Origin of the sequence: Sneathiella aquimaris, from assembly GCF_026409565.1 — a bacterium.
Taxonomy (GTDB): domain Bacteria; phylum Pseudomonadota; class Alphaproteobacteria; order Sneathiellales; family Sneathiellaceae; genus Sneathiella; species Sneathiella aquimaris.
Map to the genome: position 1 here is coordinate 182,778 of NZ_CP112881.1, position 19,998 is coordinate 202,775.

General features: G+C 50.0%; 17 protein-coding genes. 8 read left to right on the forward strand and 9 right to left on the reverse strand.

What is annotated here, in order from left to right; genetic code table 11:
• Positions 1-8 precede the first annotated feature (8 nt).
• The 7 genes from gltB (at position 9) to OIR97_RS00950 (ending at position 9,372) form a co-directional block, all read left to right on the forward strand.
• On the forward strand, positions 9-4,556 hold the full coding sequence (gltB, locus tag OIR97_RS00920) for a glutamate synthase large subunit (RefSeq protein ID WP_169543867.1): 4,548 nt from the start codon (positions 9-11) through the stop codon (positions 4,554-4,556).
• A gap of 205 nt (positions 4,557-4,761) precedes the next feature.
• Positions 4,762-5,031, forward strand: a complete 270-nt coding sequence (locus OIR97_RS00925) for a hypothetical protein (RefSeq protein WP_169543868.1) — start codon at positions 4,762-4,764, stop codon at positions 5,029-5,031.
• Between the two features lie 76 nt (positions 5,032-5,107).
• Positions 5,108-5,776 (forward strand): FtsZ-binding protein FzlA, encoded by a 669-nt coding sequence (fzlA, locus tag OIR97_RS00930; protein WP_169543869.1) that lies wholly within the window; start codon positions 5,108-5,110, stop codon positions 5,774-5,776.
• A gap of 32 nt (positions 5,777-5,808) precedes the next feature.
• Positions 5,809-6,957: a tRNA epoxyqueuosine(34) reductase QueG gene (queG, locus tag OIR97_RS00935; RefSeq protein ID WP_169543870.1), complete on the forward strand. Its 1,149-nt coding sequence runs from the start codon at positions 5,809-5,811 to the stop codon at positions 6,955-6,957.
• The gene (locus tag OIR97_RS00940) at positions 6,941-7,429 is read left to right on the forward strand and encodes a class I SAM-dependent methyltransferase (RefSeq protein WP_169543871.1); all 489 of its coding nucleotides are present in this window, start codon (positions 6,941-6,943) and stop codon (positions 7,427-7,429) included. Before queG ends, OIR97_RS00940 begins: the two co-directional genes overlap by 17 nt.
• A 123-nt stretch (positions 7,430-7,552) precedes the next feature.
• The gene (locus OIR97_RS00945) at positions 7,553-8,179 is read left to right on the forward strand and encodes a hypothetical protein (RefSeq protein ID WP_169543872.1); all 627 of its coding nucleotides are present in this window, start codon (positions 7,553-7,555) and stop codon (positions 8,177-8,179) included.
• Positions 8,180-8,259: 80 nt separating this feature from the next.
• Positions 8,260-9,372 (forward strand): GGDEF domain-containing protein, encoded by a 1,113-nt coding sequence (locus OIR97_RS00950; protein WP_169543873.1) that lies wholly within the window; start codon positions 8,260-8,262, stop codon positions 9,370-9,372.
• 11 nt (positions 9,373-9,383) lie between these two features.
• Here OIR97_RS00950 and OIR97_RS00955 read toward each other — a convergent pair whose 3' ends face one another.
• Together OIR97_RS00955 and OIR97_RS00960 are read right to left on the reverse strand one after the other, a co-directional pair.
• Complete coding sequence (locus OIR97_RS00955) at positions 9,384-10,238, reverse strand: sterol desaturase family protein (protein ID WP_169543874.1); 855 nt, start codon at positions 10,236-10,238, stop codon at positions 9,384-9,386.
• Positions 10,239-10,251: 13 nt separating this feature from the next.
• Positions 10,252-10,410, reverse strand: coding sequence for a hypothetical protein (locus OIR97_RS00960; protein ID WP_169543875.1), 159 nt, complete (start codon positions 10,408-10,410; stop codon positions 10,252-10,254).
• 67 nt (positions 10,411-10,477) lie between these two features.
• Here OIR97_RS00960 and OIR97_RS00965 point away from each other — a divergent pair, with 67 nt between their 5' ends.
• Positions 10,478-11,089, forward strand: coding sequence for a TetR/AcrR family transcriptional regulator (locus OIR97_RS00965; RefSeq protein ID WP_169543876.1), 612 nt, complete (start codon positions 10,478-10,480; stop codon positions 11,087-11,089).
• 12 nt (positions 11,090-11,101) lie between these two features.
• Here OIR97_RS00965 and xth read toward each other — a convergent pair whose 3' ends face one another.
• The 7 genes from xth to OIR97_RS01000 form a co-directional block, all read right to left on the reverse strand.
• Positions 11,102-11,899 carry an exodeoxyribonuclease III gene (xth, locus tag OIR97_RS00970; protein WP_169543877.1) on the reverse strand — a complete coding sequence of 266 codons (798 nt, stop codon included), beginning with the start codon at positions 11,897-11,899 and terminating at the stop codon, positions 11,102-11,104.
• Between the two features lie 26 nt (positions 11,900-11,925).
• Positions 11,926-12,519 (reverse strand): hypothetical protein, encoded by a 594-nt coding sequence (locus OIR97_RS00975; protein ID WP_169543878.1) that lies wholly within the window; start codon positions 12,517-12,519, stop codon positions 11,926-11,928.
• Positions 12,520-12,596: 77 nt separating this feature from the next.
• Complete coding sequence (locus tag OIR97_RS00980) at positions 12,597-13,214, reverse strand: LolA family protein (protein ID WP_169543879.1); 618 nt, start codon at positions 13,212-13,214, stop codon at positions 12,597-12,599.
• Positions 13,215-13,299: 85 nt separating this feature from the next.
• The gene (locus OIR97_RS00985; RefSeq protein WP_169543880.1) at positions 13,300-15,699 is read right to left on the reverse strand and encodes a DNA translocase FtsK; all 2,400 of its coding nucleotides are present in this window, start codon (positions 15,697-15,699) and stop codon (positions 13,300-13,302) included.
• A 10-nt stretch (positions 15,700-15,709) separates the two neighbouring features.
• Positions 15,710-16,900: an aminotransferase class I/II-fold pyridoxal phosphate-dependent enzyme gene (locus tag OIR97_RS00990; protein ID WP_169543881.1), complete on the reverse strand. Its 1,191-nt coding sequence runs from the start codon at positions 16,898-16,900 to the stop codon at positions 15,710-15,712.
• A 318-nt stretch (positions 16,901-17,218) separates the two neighbouring features.
• Positions 17,219-18,451 (reverse strand): ammonium transporter, encoded by a 1,233-nt coding sequence (locus OIR97_RS00995; RefSeq protein WP_169543882.1) that lies wholly within the window; start codon positions 18,449-18,451, stop codon positions 17,219-17,221.
• Between the two features lie 226 nt (positions 18,452-18,677).
• Positions 18,678-19,994: an ammonium transporter gene (locus OIR97_RS01000; RefSeq protein WP_219821622.1), complete on the reverse strand. Its 1,317-nt coding sequence runs from the start codon at positions 19,992-19,994 to the stop codon at positions 18,678-18,680.
• Between the last annotated feature and the right edge of the window lie 4 nt (positions 19,995-19,998).

Below are 19,998 nucleotides of genomic sequence, written 5' to 3' on the forward strand. Positions count from 1 at the left end.
ATACGAACATGACACATGAACAAAACATCACATCCGGCGAAGAATTTGTAAAATCCTGGACCGAAAACGCAGAACATCTTTCTAAAAATGGTTTGTATCTGCCAGCCGAAGAACATGACAACTGCGGCGTTGGGTTGGTTGCGGCGATTGACGGCAAGCCGACGCGTGCGGTTGTTGAAGCCGGTATCGATGCATTGAAAGCAGTTTGGCACCGCGGCGCGGTTGATGCGGACGGCAAAACCGGCGATGGCTGTGGTATCCATGTTCAGATCCCGCAGGACTTCTTTAAAGAGCATATTGCCAGAACCGGACATGAACCTTTGGACGGTAAGCTGGCCGTCGGCATGGTATTCTTGCCTCGCACGGATTTTGAGGCGCAGGAAACATGCCGGACAATCGTTGAAAGTGAAATCCTGAAATTTGGATATCATATCTATGGATGGCGTCAGGTCCCTGTAGATGCTTCGATTATTGGTGAAAAAGCGAACGCTACCCGCCCCGAAATCGAACAGATTATGATCGCCAATAACCGGGATCTGGATGATGACGTGTTTGAACGGGAATTATACATCATTCGGCGCCGGATCGAAAAAGCCGTTCTGAACGCGCATATCAGCGGGTTCTATATCTGCACGCTGTCTTGCCGTTCGATCATTTATAAAGGCATGTTCCTCGCCGAACAGCTGTCCAGTTTCTATCCGGATCTTCTGGACACCCGCTTTGTGTCCAATTTTGCGATTTATCATCAGCGGTATTCAACAAACACATTCCCGACCTGGCACCTGGCCCAGCCGTTCCGTGTTTTGGCCCATAACGGTGAGATCAATACCATTCGCGGTAACGTAAACTGGATGAAAAGCCATGAAATCCGCATGGCCCACAGCACGTTTGGTGATCATTCCAATGATGTAAAGCCGATTATTCAGGCTGGCAGTTCTGATAGTGCTGCACTGGATGCGGTGTTTGAAGTTCTGGTCCGCGCAGGTCGAAGCGCGCCGATGTCAAAAACCCTGCTTATTCCGGAAAGCTGGTCCAATAACAAAGCCATGCCAGAAAAGCACAAAGCGCTATATGCTTATTGCAACTCTGTGATGGAGCCCTGGGATGGACCGGCGGCGATTTGTGCGACGGATGGTCGTTGGGTTGTAGCGGGACTGGACAGAAATGGGCTTCGCCCCTTACGTTTTACCCTGACAACTGACAATCTGCTGATCGTCGGATCAGAAACAGGCATGGTTCCGGTCAACGAAATGAAGGTTATTCGCAAAGGCCGTGTTGGCCCCGGTGAAATGATCGGCGTTGATCTGAAAAAAGGAAAATTCTATTTCTCTCCTGAACTGAAAGACAAAATGGCGGCAGCGCAGCCATTTGATAAATGGATTGAGAATGTTGTCCATTTGGAAGAAACCCTGAAGGATGTGGAAGAGACCCGCAAGTTTGATCGCAAAGAATTGCGTCAGCGCCAGATGTGCGCCGGTTGGAGCCTAGAAGATCTGGAACTTATCCTGCAGCCAATGGCCGAAGACGGCAAAGAGGCAATTGGTTCCATGGGCGATGACACACCGCTTGCTGTCTTATCGAACCATTATCGTGGGCTGCACCATTATTTCCGTCAGCGGTTCAGTCAGGTCACGAACCCACCGATAGACAGCTTGCGTGAACGGGGTGTTATGACCCTGAAAACACGGCTTGGTAATCTGAACAATATTCTGGACGAAGATCGAAGTCAGGCTGAAATCATCTCTTTGGAATCGCCGATCCTGACAAACGGCGAATTTGAAGCCATGCAGAAATATATGGGGGACAGCTGTCATGTGATTGATAGCACGTTCGATCCTTCTGCGGGCGCTGATGCGTTATCATCGGCCATTCATCGGATCCGGGAGGAGGCGGAGAATGCCGTGCGCGGCGGTTGTGCCCATCTGATTCTCAGCGATTTGAATGTGGACAATGGCCATGCCCCTATTCCAAGCATTCTGGCAGCAGGTGGCGTTCACACCCATTTGGTAAATGAAGGCCTGCGGACCTTTACATCGATCAACATCAGAACAGCGGAATGTCTGGACGTGCAGTATTTTGCCGTGCTGGTTGGTGTCGGTGCCACGACCATCAATCCTTATCTGTTGCAGGACAGCATTATCGACCGTCATGAACGGGGATTGCTGGACGGGCTGGATGTGAAAACCTGTCTTGCCAATGCCAAGCAGGCGGTGGATCAGGGCTTGCTTAAAACCATGTCGAAAATGGGAATTTCCGTTCTCAGTTCTTATCGGGGTGGCTATAATTTTGAAGCTGTAGGCCTGTCACGGGCGCTGGTTGCCGAGTTTTTCCCCGGCATGCCATCGCGGATTTCCGGTATTGGCCTGCCCGGTATTCAGCACAAGGTTCTGGAACAGCATCAAAAAGCGTATCAGGAAGATGTCATTGCCCTGCCTGTTGGTGGGTTGTACCGGTATCGGGCAAAAGGCGAAGTTCATTCATTTGACGGTGAGTTGATCCATATCCTTCAGACTGCCGTGGAAAAAGACAGTTATTCCCTTTACAAAAAATATGTAGAGGGCATGAGCCGAATGGCCCCTGTTAATTTGCGCGATCTGTTGGATTTCAAGTCAGACCGGGCGCCGATTTCGATTGATGAAGTGGAAAGCATTACCGAAATCCGCAAACGTTTTGTTACCGGTGCGATGAGCCTTGGCGCGCTGTCCAAGGAAGCGCACGAGACGTTGGCGATTGCCATGAACCGAATTGGTGGTAAATCGGACAGCGGGGAAGGCGGCGAAGATGTCAGCCGGTTTACACCGCGTCCAAATGGCGACAATGCCAATTCTGCGATTAAGCAGATTGCTTCGGGCCGGTTTGGTGTGACTGCCGAATATCTGAACAATTGTGAAGAGATCGAAATTAAAGTTGCGCAAGGCGCGAAACCGGGGGAAGGCGGGCAGCTTCCAGGTTTTAAAGTGTCTGAAATGATCGCCAAGTTGCGGAACTCAACACCGGGCGTGACCTTGATTTCACCGCCACCGCATCACGACATCTATTCGATCGAGGATCTGGCTCAGCTGATCTATGATTTGAAACAGATCAACCCTGAAGCCCGTGTGTGTGTGAAACTGGTGGCGGAAGCCGGTATCGGAACGGTTGCGGCGGGTGTTGCCAAAGCGAAAGCAGACGTGATCATGATTTCTGGTAATTCCGGTGGTACCGGTGCCAGCCCGCAAACATCTGTCAAATATGCGGGTGTGCCGTGGGAAATGGGCCTGCCGGAAGTTAATCAGGTTTTGACGTTGAACAAGTTGCGCCATTCCGTCCTGCTGCGGGTTGATGGTGGTATGAAAACCGGCCGTGATATTGTGATCAGTGCCCTGATGGGCGGTGAAGAATATGGTCTGGGAACCGGTGCCCTTGTCGCGCTGGGTTGTATTCTTGTGCGTCAATGTCACTCAAACACCTGTCCTGTCGGGATTTGTACGCAGGATGAAGAACTGATCAAGAAATATGAAGGTACGGCTGACAAAGTGGTCAACCTTTTCAGTTTTCTGGCAGAAGAGGTTCGTGAGATTCTGGCTTCATTGGGATATCGCTCACTGGAAGAAATTGTTGGACGCAGTAACATGCTGACGCAGGTCAGTCGTGGGTCTGCGCATCTGGATGATCTTGATTTGAACCCGCTTCTGGCCGAAGCCGATGCGGGTAATAATCCTCGTGTCTGCACCAATACGGGTCCTGTTCCAGTGCCGGAAACACTGGATGCCCGGATGATCATGGATGCCGCCAGCGTGTTCAATAAAGGCGGTGAGAAACGCCAGCTTGCCTACAGCATTCGCAATACTCACCGGGCTATCGGTACAAAACTGTCGTCTCATATTGTTCGTACATTTGGTATGACAGGGTTGGAAGCGGGCCATATTACTGTTCGGCTTCGTGGCTCTGCCGGTCAGTCACTGGGTGCCTTTGCGGTTCAGGGGCTGAAACTGGAAGTTCTGGGAGATGCTAACGACTATTGCGGTAAGGGTTTGTCCGGTGGCACGATTATTGTGCGCCCGATGACATCAAGCCCCATCGTCTGGAACGAAAATACCATCGTTGGAAATACCGTTCTATATGGCGCGACATCCGGTTATCTGTTTGCAGCGGGTCAGGCCGGCGAGCGGTTTGCCGTTCGAAATTCAGGCGCGATTTCTGTGGTTGAAGGCTGTGGCACCAATGGCTGTGAATATATGACCGGCGGTAAAATTGTCATTCTGGGCAGTGTCGGCGGAAACTTCGGTGCTGGTATGACCGGCGGGATGGCGTATATTTATGATCCCAAGAAAACGCTGCCTCAGAATATCAACAACGAATCCGTTGTATATCAAAAGGTTGCCTCTTCCCATTGGGAAGGAGAATTGAAAACCTTGATCGAGCAGCATCATGAACAAACCAATTCACCTTTGGCCGAGAAATTATTGGCGCATTGGGAAATGGAACTGGATCATTTCTGGCAGATTTGCCCAAAAGAAATGATCAATAAGATCCCGTATCCGTTGAGTGATGCGGAAGAACAACAGACAGCCTGATCCAGACTGTTTTGATAAAAGCCGGTGATTTTTTCACCGGCTTTTTTTCTGGGTAATTTCTGCCTCTGCGGAAAAAGGCACCCTCCGCCCGTCAATTTTTTCCGGCCATCCGATCTCTGAAATCAGAAAAATGGCGGTTTACAAGGGTTCTGCTCTTGGCCCGGTCCTTGCTTGGGAGGGGTCATGTAAATATGGAGAGAGAAGCATGACTATTCCTGAAACCGTTTCCTTGGAAGCCAATACCGATACGACACATCAAGCCGATCCCATTATTGATCGTGAAGAAGTGATGTGGGCTGCGCGTAAACTGATTTTGGTTTATGGCGATCAGGCTCCTTTGGCCGCGGATAATGAAGTCCGCAAATTTGATGCTGTCGGAAAATTTCATGTGGCCACCATGTTTGAACGGGTCCGCGATGAATGTTCAGTGCTTTTGCAAAAAAGTGCCAAATTGCGGGCACGACGTCTGCACTGATCAAAAAATGACAAAAATTAGGATCTGGGGATAGGAAACGGTTCGTAATTTGTAAGGGGTAAGGTATGGTACAGCCATGCGTATACTCTATCATTTTTGGATTTCACCAGCTTGTCGAAAAGTCCGCCTTGCCCTCAATGAAAAAGGGCTGGCTTACGAGTTGATTGTTGAAAAAGACTGGGAGCGCCGGGATGAATTCCTCGCGCTTAACCCAGCCAGCGAAGTGCCCGTTTTGGAAGATGAGAATGGGGCCGTACTGGCGGATAGCCAGGCAATCCTCGAATATCTTGAGGAAACCTATCAGGATCGCCCCTTATTGCCCGAAGACAAAACGGAACGGGCTGAAGTGCGGCGCCTTGTTGGCTGGTTTGATCGCAAGTTTCAGCTGGAAGTCACGGATAATCTGGTGGAAGAGAAAATCCTGAAACGCCTTATGCGGACGGGAACCCCGAATACTGCTGCGATACGCGCCGGCCATCATAATATACACTACCATCTGGATTATATTTCATATCTGACGGAGCGGCGCAGCTGGCTTGCTGGTGAAGATTTCAGCCTTGCCGATATTGCAGCGGCGGCGCAGATCTCGGCGGTTGACTATCTTGGAGATGTCCCGTGGGAGCAGCATCCCAGTGCTAAAATCTGGTATTCACGGATAAAATCGCGACCGACATTCAGGCCTCTTTTGGCGGATAACCTCCCCGGAATGCCCGCCCCAAAACATTATGCTGACCTTGATTTCTAAATCGCATTTCTGGTGTTGTTTGGAGAGCCGTCATGATTGACGGAGCAGATAAAGCCCGCCTGATCGCTTATTCATTGGAACAGGGGTTTGATGAAGCACGGGTCTCTTCTGCTGATTTCGGCAAAAAACCGGGAGAATATCTTGATGCGTTTTTGCAGGCCGGCTATCACGGGGACATGGATTGGCTGGTCGCGAAACAAAAGTGGCGGCGTCATCCGCAATCCCTTTGGCCAGAGGCAAAATCGGCGTTGGTGCTTGGGTTAAATTATGCGCCGGCTTCTGATCCGCGGGCGCTGGCCGATCATCCGGACCGGGGGATCATATCTGTATATGCCCAAGGCAAAGATTATCATGACTTGATCAAAAAACGCCTTAAACGGATTGCCCGCTGGATCGTTCAGGAATTTGGGGCGGATGTAAAAGTGTTTGTTGATACCGCACCGGTCATGGAAAAACCCTTGGCAGCGTCAGCAGGACTTGGTTGGCAAGGCAAACATACCAACCTGCTCAGTCGTAATTTCGGATCCTGGCTGTTTCTGGGATGCATTCTCACCACGTTGGAAATAGCGCCGGATGACCCGACAACAGGCGATTGTGGTAGTTGTACGGCTTGTCTGGATGTCTGTCCAACGCAGGCTTTTGTCGGACCTTACAAGTTGGATGCGAGCAAATGCATTTCGTATCTGACAATTGAAACCCGGGCGCACATACCGCGCGACATCCGATCTGCCATGGGCAATCGCATCTATGGCTGTGATGACTGCCTGTCTGTTTGTCCATGGAACAAGTTTGCCAAACGATCCCGTGAAATGGCCTTTATGCCGCGTGCAGAATTAACCGCGCCCCGATTATCCGATCTGGCAGGCCTGGATGACACGGCGTTTCGCGAGATTTTTTCAGGCTCTCCTGTTAAACGGCTGGGGCGAAACCGGTTTATAAGAAATGTTCTGATTGCCCTTGGAAACCAGAAGGATCGATCCCAAGTGACACATGTGACGCCGTTGCTTGAGGATCCATCCCCGATCATTCGTGTGGCCGCCGTCTGGGCGCTTCACCAATTGGGGTCGGTTTCTGATTTTAATAAATTATACGATGCCTGCATGATCCGTGAAAGCGATCCGGATGTGATTGAGGAATGGCAAATTGCCAAGAAGGAACGATTAGATGAGCAGACTGGATAGCTTTATTCGTCGGGTAACTGCACAACGAGACTGTTTGAATAAAGCGGCCGATATGTTGGACGGCGTTGACGGACCGGTGCTCGAACTGGGATTGGGAAATGGCCGGACCTTTGATCATTTGCGGTCATTGTTTGATGAACAGGATATTTTTGTGTTCGACCGACATGTGAAAGCCCATCCAGATTGTATTCCCGATGAGGCCCATATGCTTTTGGGTGATTTTACGGAAACCTTGCCTTCCGCCTTGTCTCGATTGCCGGGAAAAGCAAAGCTTGCCCATTGTGATATCGGGTCTGGTGACAAATCTGCCAGCGTTTCACTGGCTGAAAAATTGGGTGCTGTCTTGCCGGATTTATTGGCAAAAGGGGCCTTGATTGTCAGTGATCAGCCTTTTGATGTCGCCTGCTGGTCAGCGATCGATCTTCCGGACACGGTGTCGCCGGGCCGTTACCATATTTACCGGCAGGATTAACCGGATCTGGCGTTTTTTGCCGGGCTAAACTATCAGATAATACACTTTTATGGCGCAAATCCGCCGTTTGTTACTGGCACTTAATTTGCATGAGTTTTCCCAAGAAACAAAAAGGAAAGCGTCATGATTAATCCCCTTAATTCCGCTCAGTCCGTTCACAATCGTTATCCAGAAGCGTCTACTTCGCCGAACAGTCTTGTAAAGACCGATCCTGCCAAAGGCAGTGATCCATCCGATCAGGTCACGCTGTCTGAACCTGCTCAAAAGGCGCAGAAGTTATTATCGGAATTTCCCCCTCTGATCCTGGATCCGGATGTTCATCTTAAAAATGCAGAGGGCGCCCTGAAAGACCTGTTGGCGAAATATAACATTCCGCCAAATACCAAGGTCTCAATTTCTTCTGATTCAAAGGGCCAGTTTACGGTTAGTGGAGACCACCCGCTGTTGGCCGAGGTCGAAACAGAGATCAATGAGGGAACGGCAAAAGAGCTAAGAAATTCACTGGTCGGAGCCCATAATGGCAGCATCATTCAGCGGATCGGGGCGGCCGTTGAAATGGCGATGCGGGGTGCGGATCAAAATCCGGGTATGACTGACACCTATTACAGCTGGGTGCGATCGGTCGCCAGCGAAGCTCAAGGGTTTGGATACGCGGTAAATTTTGATGAAGGCGTCATCACTGGATCGCTTGTCAATTCGCTGGGCGAAAGAATAGCCGGGGATGAGAGGCTGTCCCTTCCGATCGGGTAGAAATTGAAACAGGGCCTGTCGATTTTTAAGAAAATGTTTAGGGCTGGCGAGGATGATACAGGAAACTAATTGGTGGGTGTGTGACAGTGAGTGAAGGTATGAAGGCGGCGGAACAAACTCTGATCGATCAGATGGGCTTTTCTGAACGGGAGATTGCCAGAAGACTCCATTTGTTGAATTTTACGGAATTTGACGCCGAACGACTCAAGCTTGTGAAAGAGACTATGAGAAACGTCACCGATGATTTGGTGGAAGCGTTTTATTCTTTCCAGTTATCGGATCCGGAGATTGCTCAGGCAATCGGTGATATTGATACGCTGACACGCCTTAAAGGCTATATGAAGTCCTATATTCAAAGCTTGTTCACTGGCTGTTATGACGAAAAATATGTGAACACGCGGTTGCGGATTGGAAAGGTTCACAAACGACTGGACGTCCGACCCAAACTGTATATGAAGGCTCATGCCAAGTTACAAAGCCTGTTGGATCAGGAGATAGAAGAATCCTGCTTTGTTGAGGATGCAGTTCTCATCAAGCAGGCACTGCACAAGATCCTGTTATTCGACGCAGAACTCGTTTTTGATGCTTATGTTGAAGCTTATATGACCGAGATGCAGTCTGCGACCCGGGAAGTGGAAAAGTACGCGTCTCAGGTTGGAATCCGTGTCGACAGTATGTTTAACCGTCTGCACGAACGGTCTCAACGGGATCAGTTGACCGGACTTCATAACCGGAGATCCCTTTTTGATCTGTTAAGTTATGAATGCCGAGTTGCAGAGCGGCATAATCTAAGCTTTGTCCTGATTTACCTGGATTTGAACGGCTTTAAATCCGTCAATGACCTGCATGGACATCATGCGGGCGATGAAGTGTTGGTTCAGGTTGGGCAATCCCTGTTGGCAACGACGCGATCGGTGGATATTCCGTCGCGGTATGGTGGGGATGAGTTCTGTATTGTGTTCCCCAGAATTTCGCTAACAGAAATCGAAGCGATTATTAGCCGCCTGACCGAAGATTTTGATGAGAAATGCAAATATCCTGTCACTTTCAGCATGGGTATCGTACAGGTCGGCCCCAAAACCTTTGAGACCCCGGAAGAGCTTATTAAGATCGCTGATGGTTTGATGTATAAGGCAAAAGAGCGGGCTCACCGGGACGGTAAACATCATTGGGAGTTCGAAGGCAAGAGATGACGATTGCTCGCTTATGGTCCAGTGTCCATGCCTGGCGGGCCTGTTAGCGTCCGGATCTTTTTGAGCGCCGTTTTTGCCTTTCTCAGGTCTTTGAATAGTGCGATGAATTCATGCCCGTTAATGACAAAAGGATTGGCGCTCTTCAAAGGATCTGTAATCCCATAGATTACCTTATCATCTTCGCGCTGGTAGGTGCCAAAAAGCCGGTCCCAAATCATCAAAATGCCGCCATAATTTCTGTCGATATAGCGAGGGTTGGACCCATGATGTACCCGATGGTTCGACGGTGTGTTCAGCCAGCTATCCAAAAAGGGAAGTCGGCCAATTTTTTCGGTGTGGATCCAGTTCTGGTAGGTCACCACCGTGAAAAACGCAACCAGCGTTTCTGCAATCCCAAATCCGTAAATAATCATGGGCACAAGAAAAACCCATTCAAACAGCGCTTCGAACCATGAAAGGCGCAACGCCGTCGAAAAATTGAATTCAGGGGATGAATGATGGACCACATGAACCGCCCACAGGACCCGAACCCTGTGCTCTGCCCGGTGCATCCAGTAATAAAGAAAATCAGCGAACAGTATTGCAAGTGGCCAAAACCAGATCCCTTCCGGCATGCTTGCGATTGTAAATGGAGAAACAAGAGACAGACCGATCAGAAAAATAAGGCCCAGCCCTGCATATTCCAGCCCCACACCGATCAGATATATGGACCAGTTGGCAAAAGTTTCTTTCCAGCTTTGGCGCGCTTTGCGGGCGAAGTCGAAAAGCATTTCCAACAAAATTAGTCCAAGGAAACCAAATCCAATATAGACAAGCCAGTCAAAGGCGGTCTCATAGGCGGCAAAATTCTCTTCAATGGATTGCATTAGTGAACTCCAGTCAGAATTTTGGGATGAAATTTAAAAACCAAAGAAACCAGCCTGCATACAAGGCATCGGTCCAAGGACCAAAACCGGTGACCGCGACAAATATCAGGGGAAGTTTCCAGACACCGATCATGCCTAGAAATCCTAAATACCAATATTTTTTTAAAGCCATAATTGAACTCTTCTATTGAATGAACGTACGTTCAGTATATATACTAAACATAGGAAGGAACAAGATCATGGACAAAAAAAAGGCAGCGGCCCAAAGCCGGGCTGGAAAAGTAGAGAAGACCCGCTTGAAAATTGTTGAGGCGGCGGCGGCCTGCTTCATCGCGAAAGGATTTCACCAAAGCAGTATGCGGGACATTGCCACTCTGGCCGGGGTAAGTCTGGGCAATCTGTATAATCACTTTGAGAATAAAGCAGAATTGATCAATGGGCTTGCTGAACTGGAAGCGCAGGAAAATGCCGTGCTTTTACGCCTGTTGGAAGACACAGGATCACCAACGAGTACATTTCACACCTTTATTGAGCGGTATTTCACGATGGTCAGAGCGCCAGACAATGCAGCGCTCACCGCAGAGATTTTCTCGGAAGCCATGCGAAACGATGCCATTTACCAGATTTTTGATGAAAACAGGCAGTCCTTAATTCAGGCCCTGAACGGGTTGCTGATAGCTGGACAAAAAGCTGGGGACTTCAAGTCTGACCCATTGATACCGTCCCTGACTCCACTGATTCTGGACTTGATAGAAGCCAGTGCCTTGCGGATTGCCCTTGCAGGCGGAGAAGGGGCCAAGGCAGAAGGAAAACTGTTGCAGTCAGTGATTGACCTTTGGGTGAAAGCCTAGCAAGGCGGATCCTCAAAGAGGCAGCGCAAAATCAACAATGACCGGCGCGTGGTCAGATGGTTTTTCCCGATCGCGGGCTTCCAGATCAATCAACATATGTTGCAGCGTCTCTTTCAAGGCCGGTGTTACCCATACATGGTCGAGGCGTCGCCCTTTGTTGGTTTTTTTCCAATCTTTGGAGCGATAGCTCCACCAGCTGTATAAACGTTCCGATTCCGGAATAAAATGCCGCATGGCGTCAATCCAGTCATGGCTTTTCATGACTTCGTTCAGATGATCCACCTCAATTGGAGTGTGGCTAACGATTTTCAGGAGTTGCTTATGGCTCCATACATCGTTTTCGAGCGGGGCCACATTGAGGTCACCCACCAGAATGAGTTTGTTGCTTTCTGCTTTTTTGTCAGAAAACCAGGCCGTCATCTGTTTCATGAACGCTAGTTTATGGGCAAATTTGTCATTTAATTCCGGGTCCGGAACATCACCCCCTGCTGGAACATAAAAATTGTGTAATTCCGTACCATCCTTGAACTGGACCGCTACATGGCGTTTGTCATCCTTGTCACACCAGATGGGGCTTTCAAGTGTCTCAAACGGTAGTTTTGAGAAGATCGCGACACCATTGTAACTTTTTTGACCAGCAATTGCATAATGTTCAAACCCCTGTTTTGTAAACGCTTTCAGGGGGAACTCATTATCCGTCACCTTTGTTTCCTGAAGGCATATCACATCGGGATCGTGGGTTTGAATGAAATGGTCCACATGAGCAAGGCGGGCTCTTACTGAGTTGATATTCCAGGTAACAAGGCGCATATTATTTATTCCGGATACAAAACAAATTAAAAAAGATTAAAACTGCCGCCCGTTATGCCGATTGGCCAGCGTCCCAGTTCGAAAAGTTGGTATTTCAAGGCGAAGGGGTGGGTGTCTTCTTCACCGGCGGCCAGCACAAGTGCAGACTGGTGACAGGCCTGCAAGGCTGCGCCAATGGCTGCCCGGATCAGTTCTTCATCCTCAATGCCTGCTTCCTCCGCAAGATTTTCAACAGCGTGCTGAACTACAGGGGAGGCGGTTGCCGCGATATGGGACAGGGCCATCCCCAGATCTTCCTCCGTCATCAACTCCAGTGCCTGCGCCGTAAGTGAGGCCATCAGCTGTTCTTCGGCTTCCCACCATTCTGTATTCCAATCCGGGTTCGCCGCCGCATAGGCCGCTTCTTCCCAGTTTTCTACAGGAGCCACATAGGCATCTGGAAATCCAAGATTTTGAGTATAGTCTTCTGCTACTTTTCGGGTGTTTGATCCCAATTCCAGACCGACAGAGCGGAACCAGTTCACAGAGACAAGCAGCTTGGTAAATCGGGCAACGGATCGCAGGGTCGGATATTCTTCAATATCCAGTTCTTCTTCCTCAAATTCGTCGTCTTCATACATACGTTTATTTCACCTGACCAAAATTAGAGGACCGTTCTATCATGCTTCTTTGATGTCGCCCAGTAGGCAGTTCAGGGTTAATCATAGTCATAGTCAGAAAAGTTGAAGAGTTCAGGTTTGAGGGGAATACCCCATTCCATATTACTCAGTGAAACGCTGGTTGTGTTCCCTTGCGCGTCCGTCACCAGCCATTTTCTAAGCTTTAGTGGTCGGTCTTCGAACACAAGGGTTATGCCCCCTTCGTCTGGCTCGTTTGTATCAATGATATTCAGCCTGAGGGTTCCTCCGTCCTTCTCGACAGAGACAACCGTAACATTTCCGGAGAGCTTGGCGCCTTCATTTAGCAGGACACTTACCGGTGTCGACGATAAAGGAAGGCGGTTGGTTTCTTTAAGTTCTTTGTCATGCAGAATGAGCCAGGTTCCATCCGCGACGACAAGAATTTGCGCGGGCGGTTCATATTCAAAACGCATGCGTCCGGGGCGACGCATGTAAACGTCCCCTTCTGCAATCTGCCCGGCGGAGTTGACTTGTAAAAACCGCGCCTTCAATGTTGAAATGCCGTTCAGATAGTCCTCGACGCGGGCAACATCTTCTTTTTCACTGGTGGTCAGCGTAGCGGCCATGGCGGGCGTAACAACGAACGAAATTGTCGTAATCGCCATCAGGATAAAAAGATGTATCATTTTCTGCATTGGTCAGCCGCCTTTAATAATCGCGCGAGCCTTACACGTAATGTGCAGGTCCTGTATTTTCCAGAGATACCGCTGAAAGATCCTGTTAATTGATCCGGTCTTCGATGTCCCGTGCGAGAACATCCCTTTTTCCAACATGGTTGGCGGAACTGATCACACCCTCTTTTTCCATCTCGTCGATAATCCGTGCGGCCCGGTTATAGCCGATCTGCAAGTGACGCTGGACAAAACTTGTGGAGGCTTTTCTCTCCCGGCAGACCAGTTCAACGGCTTTGTCATAAAGCGCGTCAACTTCGGATCCACCGCCGCCGCCGCCGCTCATACCGTCAAATTCTGTTTCCTGCTCTTCGGTAACTTCTTCCATATAATTGGGCGAGCCCTGAGATTTGAGGAATTTGACAACTTCTTCGACTTCTTCATCAGAAACGAAGGGGCCGTGTACCCTTTGAACCCTGCCAGCGCCGGGCATATAAAGCATATCACCCTGTCCCAAGAGCTGTTCTGCACCCTGTTCACCCAAAACGGTCCGACTGTCGATTTTCGAGGTAACCTGAAAACTGATCCGGGTTGGGAAGTTGGCCTTGATGGTACCAGTAATAACGTCTACGGACGGGCGCTGGGTTGCCATAATCACATGAAGGCCTGCCGCCCGCGCCATTTGGGCTAGTCGCTGAACGGCGGCTTCAATATCTTTACCGGCCACCAGCATCAAATCGGCCATTTCGTCAACGATGATGACAATCATGGGCAGGGGTTCTGTATCCAGAACACGCTCTTCAAAAACAGGCTCGCCCGAGGTGGCGTCGAACCCGGTTTGTACGGTGCGTTTCAGCTCTTCCCCGCGTTTCTTGGCTTCGCGAATACGCTGATTATAACCATCCACATTCCGAACGCCGAGTTCCGCCATTTTCCGGTAACGGTTCTCCATCTCCTTGACAGCCCATTTTAGGGCCACCACGGCTTTGCCAGGTTCCGTGACAACCGGTGCCAGCAAATGCGGAATTCCGTCATACACGGATAACTCAAGCATTTTGGGGTCAATCATGATGAACCGGCATTCTTCAGGCGGGAGCCGGTATAGTAGGCTGAGAATCATAGTATTCACGGCCACCGATTTACCAGATCCTGTTGTACCTGCAATCAACAGATGGGGCATACGGGCCAAATCGGCGACCACTGGGTCACCGCCAATATCCTTACCAAGTGCCAACGTTAGTTTGGAGTTTGTGCTTTCATAAGTGGCGGTTGACAGAAGTTCCCGTAACAGAACAGTTTCCCGCCGCTGATTGGGAAGTTCGATCCCGATGGCATTGCGTCCCGGAATTACGGCGATACGGGTAGAGATGGCACTCATGGAACGGGCGATGTCATCGGCAAGACCAATCACCCGCGAACTTTTCAGACCGGGGGCCGGTTCCAGTTCATACAAGGTAACAACAGGCCCCGGACGTACCCGGCTGATCTCCCCCTTGATGCCATAGTCGTCCAGAACCCCTTCCAGAAGACGCGCATTATTTTGCAGCGCTTCTTCACTGATCGGTTTTGCCACCAGTTTGGTATCTGGCAACGATAAAAGGCTTAAGGGCGGCAATTGATAAATATCCGATGGTCCCAGATCAAGGGCCGCCTGTTTTTCAGCCGCGACCCGTTTTCCCGCTTTAACCTCGCTGCGCCGCGCATCAATCTTAGGCTCTGTCCCCCGATCAGCAGGATCTGCTTTCAATTCTTTCTTTTTCCGGCGGCGGGTTTTCTTCTCGGGTTTGGCGGTGCTTTCTTCCGGTGCTGATCCTAAAAGGATCGCATCTTCTTCATCAATCGTTTCCTCTTTGCCGCGCAGGCCTTTCAGATAGCCCCCAAAGGCCGCGGTTTTGCGACCCGCAAAAATGATGGATCTGCCCATACTGATCCATTCCTGCAAGGGAAGGGCAAATGCCAGAACCAGCAGGATCGCGGCGACCCCCGCCAGGACAATGCCCAGTGCAGATGTTGGAATAACAATGCCAACCTTTTGACCACCAACGATCAGCCCGTTGAAGATGACTTCACCAACAATTCCGCCATATCCCGCATTTAACGGCCAGCCTTCGCTGACAGGCAGGGCAGCTATCGCGCTTGCGGCGAAAGAAACGCCAAAAGGCAGCAGGGCAACATGCACCCACCCCCAGCGTAATCCTCGATGGGACGTGATCCGCCAGGACCAGGCAACAAGGCCGGCAATCAGTGCGATGGCGCCCAATCCAATGGTTTGCAGCATCAGGTCAGAAATATGAGCGCCCATTACGCCAAGCCAATTGGAGGCCGGGTTTTCTGTCGCATGATTAAAATTTGGATCCTCTGGAGAATAGGATACCAGCGTCAAGACCCCAAGAAGAGCGATAACAAATAAGGAGATGCCCAATAGCTCAATCGCACGGCGGTACAGGAAGTCTGTACTGCCGCTTGGAAGCAGGGAAATTGATTTTGATCCGGAGCCTTTAAAATTCATAACCTATATTCTATAAAACATTGACCATCCGGGATAAAGCTTCTTCCATCACTTCAGGGTCAAATACCAGCGCAATGCGGATATATTGCCGTCCCGGGTTGAACCCGGTGTGGTCGGTGACGCTTAGAAATTCCCCCGGAAGCACACGAATAGCGGCTTTCGTCCAAAGTTTTTTCGTGGCGTCCACGCCATCTCCCACATCGATCCATAAAAAGAAACCCCCAGGCGGCCGGTAAAAACCGAACCGGCCTTTTAAATGTTTCTCGGCAATATCGATATTCGTCTTATATCGTGTCCGATTTGAGGCGACATGTTCATCATCCGCCCAAAGAGCGGCCGAGGCGGCACAAACAGGCAGGGGGGACGCTGCGCCGGCAAAATTTCGCAAATTCAGCATGGCACGGGTGATTAACGGATCACCCACCATAAAACCAGACCGCAGTCCTGCAGCACTTGACCGTTTTGACAATGAATGAAAGGCAACCACATTGGACAACGAGCCGCCCTCTGACTTGAGGATTTCCAAAATTCCGGTTGGTGGGGACTGATCATATATCTCTGTATAACATTCATCCATAATCAGTACGAAATCATGCTTGCGCGACAATTCAAGCGCTTTGATGAGGTAATCCCGGTCTGCAATCGTGCCTTGTGGATTGGAGGGGCTGCACAGGAAAAAGGCGGTACAGCGGGACAGAACATCTTCAGACAGGCTGTCCAAATCCGGAAAGAAGTTGTTCTCCCGGTTGGCATGCAGCAAAACAGGGTCGGCTCCTGCCATAATTGCGGCTGCATAATAGACGTGGTAATAGGGGTTCGGAATGAGGATGCAGGGTTTTTCAGCGGCCGGGTCAGACCGGTCCGTTAAAACCTGCGCCAACATATACAACGCTTCTTTTGTACCATTGACCGGGGTGATATGCCTGTCCTGCTCGATCATACCGTCTGGTAGCGTAAAGCGGCGGTTCAACCAATTAACGATCGCGGTTCTTTGTTCAACTGTCCCATCACCAGGTGGATATTTGCCATATAAATGGTCATGCTCCTTGAGAACCCGTTTCATGAGTTCAGGGGGTTGATTCTGTGGCTCTCCGATTGTTAGTGAAATTGGTTTAATGTTCGATTGAGGGGCGAGCGGATCAAGAAGTTCACGAAGGGCGACGAAGGGGGATCCCCGTAATAAAGCCAGGTCCGGGTTCATAATATTTGCCTAAGAATGATGCAAAACTGCAATGAGTACAAAACAAAAACAAAATTAGTGAATTACGAGAAGAGAAACAAGCCCATTTCCCTCAGGGTCGATAGAATATTTCTCAGCAGCCGCCAAAAGGCGGTAAATATCCCAATGTTCCCTAAATGTTCTGAATTAGCATATACTACTATAGATGTAAGTTGTTGTTTGTCTTCGGGATTTGGTAACACAAAAGTGATAAAAATTAACTTGGTGAAGCACTGGCGAGTGGAAAGCATAAAATGTTGATTTTTATGCTTATCCAAACGCTATATGTTGATTTTGTGCTTACAATTTGAGGTCTTCTTCGGGATATGCCCCGATTTTGTGAATACTCAGGTCTGCCCCTTCAAATTCGGATTGTTCATCCAGACGGATGCCGACCGTTTTCTTAAGAAGGCCGTACACTACTAAACCGATTATTAAAGCGTAAAGACAACCGACCAACGACACGCCAATTTGAACCGGCAGGCTCACGCCGCCTAATCCACCAAGTGCTTGCAAGCCGAAAATACCAGCGGCGATCCCGCCCCAAAGACCGCAAAGGCCGTGAAGTGGCCAAACGCCCAGGACATCATCAAGGCGTAGTTTGTTCTGGCACCAGTTAAAGGCATAGACGAAAATACCACCAGCCACCGTTCCTGTGGCAAGGGCTCCGATGGGATGCATGATATCAGAACCTGCGCAAACGGCGACCAATCCGGCAAGGGCACCATTATGGACAAAACCCGGATCATTCCGGCCGACAACCAACGCACTCAGGATCCCGCCAATCATGGCCATCAGGGAATTGACCGCGACAAGACCGGAAACCCCGTCGATTGTCTGGGCACTCATAACGTTAAAACCGAACCAGCCAATGCATAATATCCATGAACCCAGCGCGAGAAACGGAATATTTGACGGCGGTATACCGATCAGCCGCCCATCTTTGCGATAGCGCCCCATGCGGGCCCCCAGAAAAATAACCGCGCCCAGTGCAATCCACCCCCCAACGGCGTGCACAACGATGGAGCCCGCAAAGTCGTGAAAAGGAACACCGAACCTATTTTCAATCATTTCCTGGATACCGAAGGCACCGCCCCAGATTATTCCTTCAAAGAAAGGGTAGGCCAGGGCGGTCAAAATCGCAGTGGCCGCCAGTTGGGGCCAAAATTTTGCCCGTTCGGCAATTCCGCCCGAGATAATCGCTGGAATAGCAGCGGCAAAGGTCAAAAGAAAGAAGAATTTGACCAGATCATAGCCATTGCCGGCAAAGCTGTATCCTTCGGCAGTTTCCGCGCCCGACAGTACGGAGGCGCTGACCAGAAAATCGACGCCATAAGCGACAGAATAGCCAATGAAGAAATAACAGACCGTTGAGACCGCAAAATCCACCAGAATTTTTACCAGTGCATTGACCTGATTTTTTCGCCTGACGGTGCCAACCTCTAAGAAGGCGAAGCCTGCATGCATGGCAAAAACCATGATGGCGCCCATCAGAATAAATAGAACGTCTGTTCCTGTGATATTTGAATCCATTCCCGCATTCCCAAGCTTGTTGTTCGTTTGGTGTGTGGGGAAGAGGTACTCAAGGAGCGTGCCAAATCAGCAAATGCCGGTTTTTGGGGCAGTTTGGGGAAGAGAGAGATAATGCAAACGATGCAATTGCCCACAATTTAATCAATTAGAGATCAAAAATAAGGCAATTGCATCTAGGGTGGGCAGGCGGCTCCCAATATACGCGCCTGCCCGATCAGGGTATTGTTTAGCTGGATGGACCAAATTCTGGATAGGCTTCCAGACCCAGTTCTGCTTTATCAAGACCGTTTGCTTCGTCTTCTTCAGAAACCCGAATACCAACGGTGTATTTCAGGGCTAGCCAGAAGATTGTGCTGGTCACGACGACAAACGCACCGATGGAGACAACGCCTGTGGCCTGTACGATAAAAGTCGCATCCGCATCGGAAATGGCAACCGCCAACGTTCCCCAGATACCGGCAACAAGGTGCGCCGAGATGGCACCAACAACATCGTCGATTTTCAACTTATCAAGAAGCGGAACCGCAACAACCACCAGAATACCACCAACAGCACCGATCAGAATGGCCATTCCCATGGACGGATCAGCAGGTTCTGCTGTGATAGAGACAAGACCGGCGATTGCACCGTTCAATGCCATGGTCAGGTCGACTTTCTTGTAGATCAACTGGGTTGCGACCATTGCGGCCAGAACACCACCGACGGCGGCCATGTTTGTATTGGCAAAAACGTTGGCCATTTCAATGACAGCTTCCGCAGAACCCAGGGCAAGAACAGAACCACCGTTAAAGCCGAACCAGCCGAGCCACAGGATAAATGTTCCCAATGTCGCAAGCGGAAGGTTGGCCCCTGGAATTGGCATGACACGGCCGTCTTTTCCGTATTTACCTTTTCGGGCACCCAGAATGATTGCACCCGTTAAAGCAGCCCAGCCACCAACAGAGTGAACCAGAGTAGAACCGGCATAGTCTGAGAAGCCCATGGCATCCAACCAGCCACCGCCCCAAACCCAGGAGCCTTGAATTGGATATATGATTGCTGTCAGTAGAACGACAAAAGCAAGGAAAGACCATAGTTTGACCCGTTCAGCAAGCGCGCCCGATACAATGGAAGCGGCTGTCGCAACGAATACCATCTGGAAGAACCAGTCCGAAGACGCAGAATAGCTGCCTTCATCAAAAGTACCAGCAAGCGCGGCCGCATCGTCTGGACCCCAGAACGGGCTGATAGAGCCAATGAACCCGGTGACATCAAGATACATCAGATTATAGCCGACCACATAAAAGGTCAGGCCTGAAACGGAATAAAGAGCGATATTTTTCAGACAAATGGTCGCTGTGTTCTTTTTGCGAACCAGACCGGCTTCGAGCATGGCAAAGCCCGCAGCCATCCACATGACCAAAGCACCGTTAATCAGGAAGGAAAAAGAATTGAGAATGTATGAGGTTTCACTGTCAACAGCCGCGAACGCGCTGGCTGGAAAGAGTGCGGCGAGTGCAGCACCAGCTGCCATAATCGCCAAAGATTGTTTACTGTTACGCATATTT

Bases quoted from the DNA above. Each gene is read 5' to 3' on its own strand.
- gltB (WP_169543867.1), top strand. From the start codon at position 9: ATGACACATGAACAAAACATCACATCCGGCGAAGAATTTGTAAAATCC.
- OIR97_RS00925 (WP_169543868.1), top strand. From the start codon at position 4,762: ATGACTATTCCTGAAACCGTTTCCTTGGAAGCCAATACCGATACGACA.
- fzlA (WP_169543869.1), top strand. From the start codon at position 5,108: ATGCGTATACTCTATCATTTTTGGATTTCACCAGCTTGTCGAAAAGTC.
- queG (WP_169543870.1), top strand. From the start codon at position 5,809: ATGATTGACGGAGCAGATAAAGCCCGCCTGATCGCTTATTCATTGGAA.
- OIR97_RS00940 (WP_169543871.1), top strand. From the start codon at position 6,941: ATGAGCAGACTGGATAGCTTTATTCGTCGGGTAACTGCACAACGAGAC.
- OIR97_RS00945 (WP_169543872.1), top strand. From the start codon at position 7,553: ATGATTAATCCCCTTAATTCCGCTCAGTCCGTTCACAATCGTTATCCA.
- OIR97_RS00955 (WP_169543874.1), bottom strand. From the start codon at position 10,238: ATGCAATCCATTGAAGAGAATTTTGCCGCCTATGAGACCGCCTTTGAC.
- OIR97_RS00960 (WP_169543875.1), bottom strand. From the start codon at position 10,410: ATGGCTTTAAAAAAATATTGGTATTTAGGATTTCTAGGCATGATCGGT.
- OIR97_RS00965 (WP_169543876.1), top strand. From the start codon at position 10,478: ATGGACAAAAAAAAGGCAGCGGCCCAAAGCCGGGCTGGAAAAGTAGAG.
- xth (WP_169543877.1), bottom strand. From the start codon at position 11,899: ATGCGCCTTGTTACCTGGAATATCAACTCAGTAAGAGCCCGCCTTGCT.
- OIR97_RS00975 (WP_169543878.1), bottom strand. From the start codon at position 12,519: ATGTATGAAGACGACGAATTTGAGGAAGAAGAACTGGATATTGAAGAA.
- OIR97_RS00980 (WP_169543879.1), bottom strand. From the start codon at position 13,214: ATGCAGAAAATGATACATCTTTTTATCCTGATGGCGATTACGACAATT.
- OIR97_RS00985 (WP_169543880.1), bottom strand. From the start codon at position 15,699: ATGAATTTTAAAGGCTCCGGATCAAAATCAATTTCCCTGCTTCCAAGC.
- OIR97_RS00990 (WP_169543881.1), bottom strand. From the start codon at position 16,900: ATGAACCCGGACCTGGCTTTATTACGGGGATCCCCCTTCGTCGCCCTT.
- OIR97_RS00995 (WP_169543882.1), bottom strand. From the start codon at position 18,451: ATGGATTCAAATATCACAGGAACAGACGTTCTATTTATTCTGATGGGC.
- OIR97_RS01000 (WP_219821622.1), bottom strand. From the start codon at position 19,994: ATGCGTAACAGTAAACAATCTTTGGCGATTATGGCAGCTGGTGCTGCA.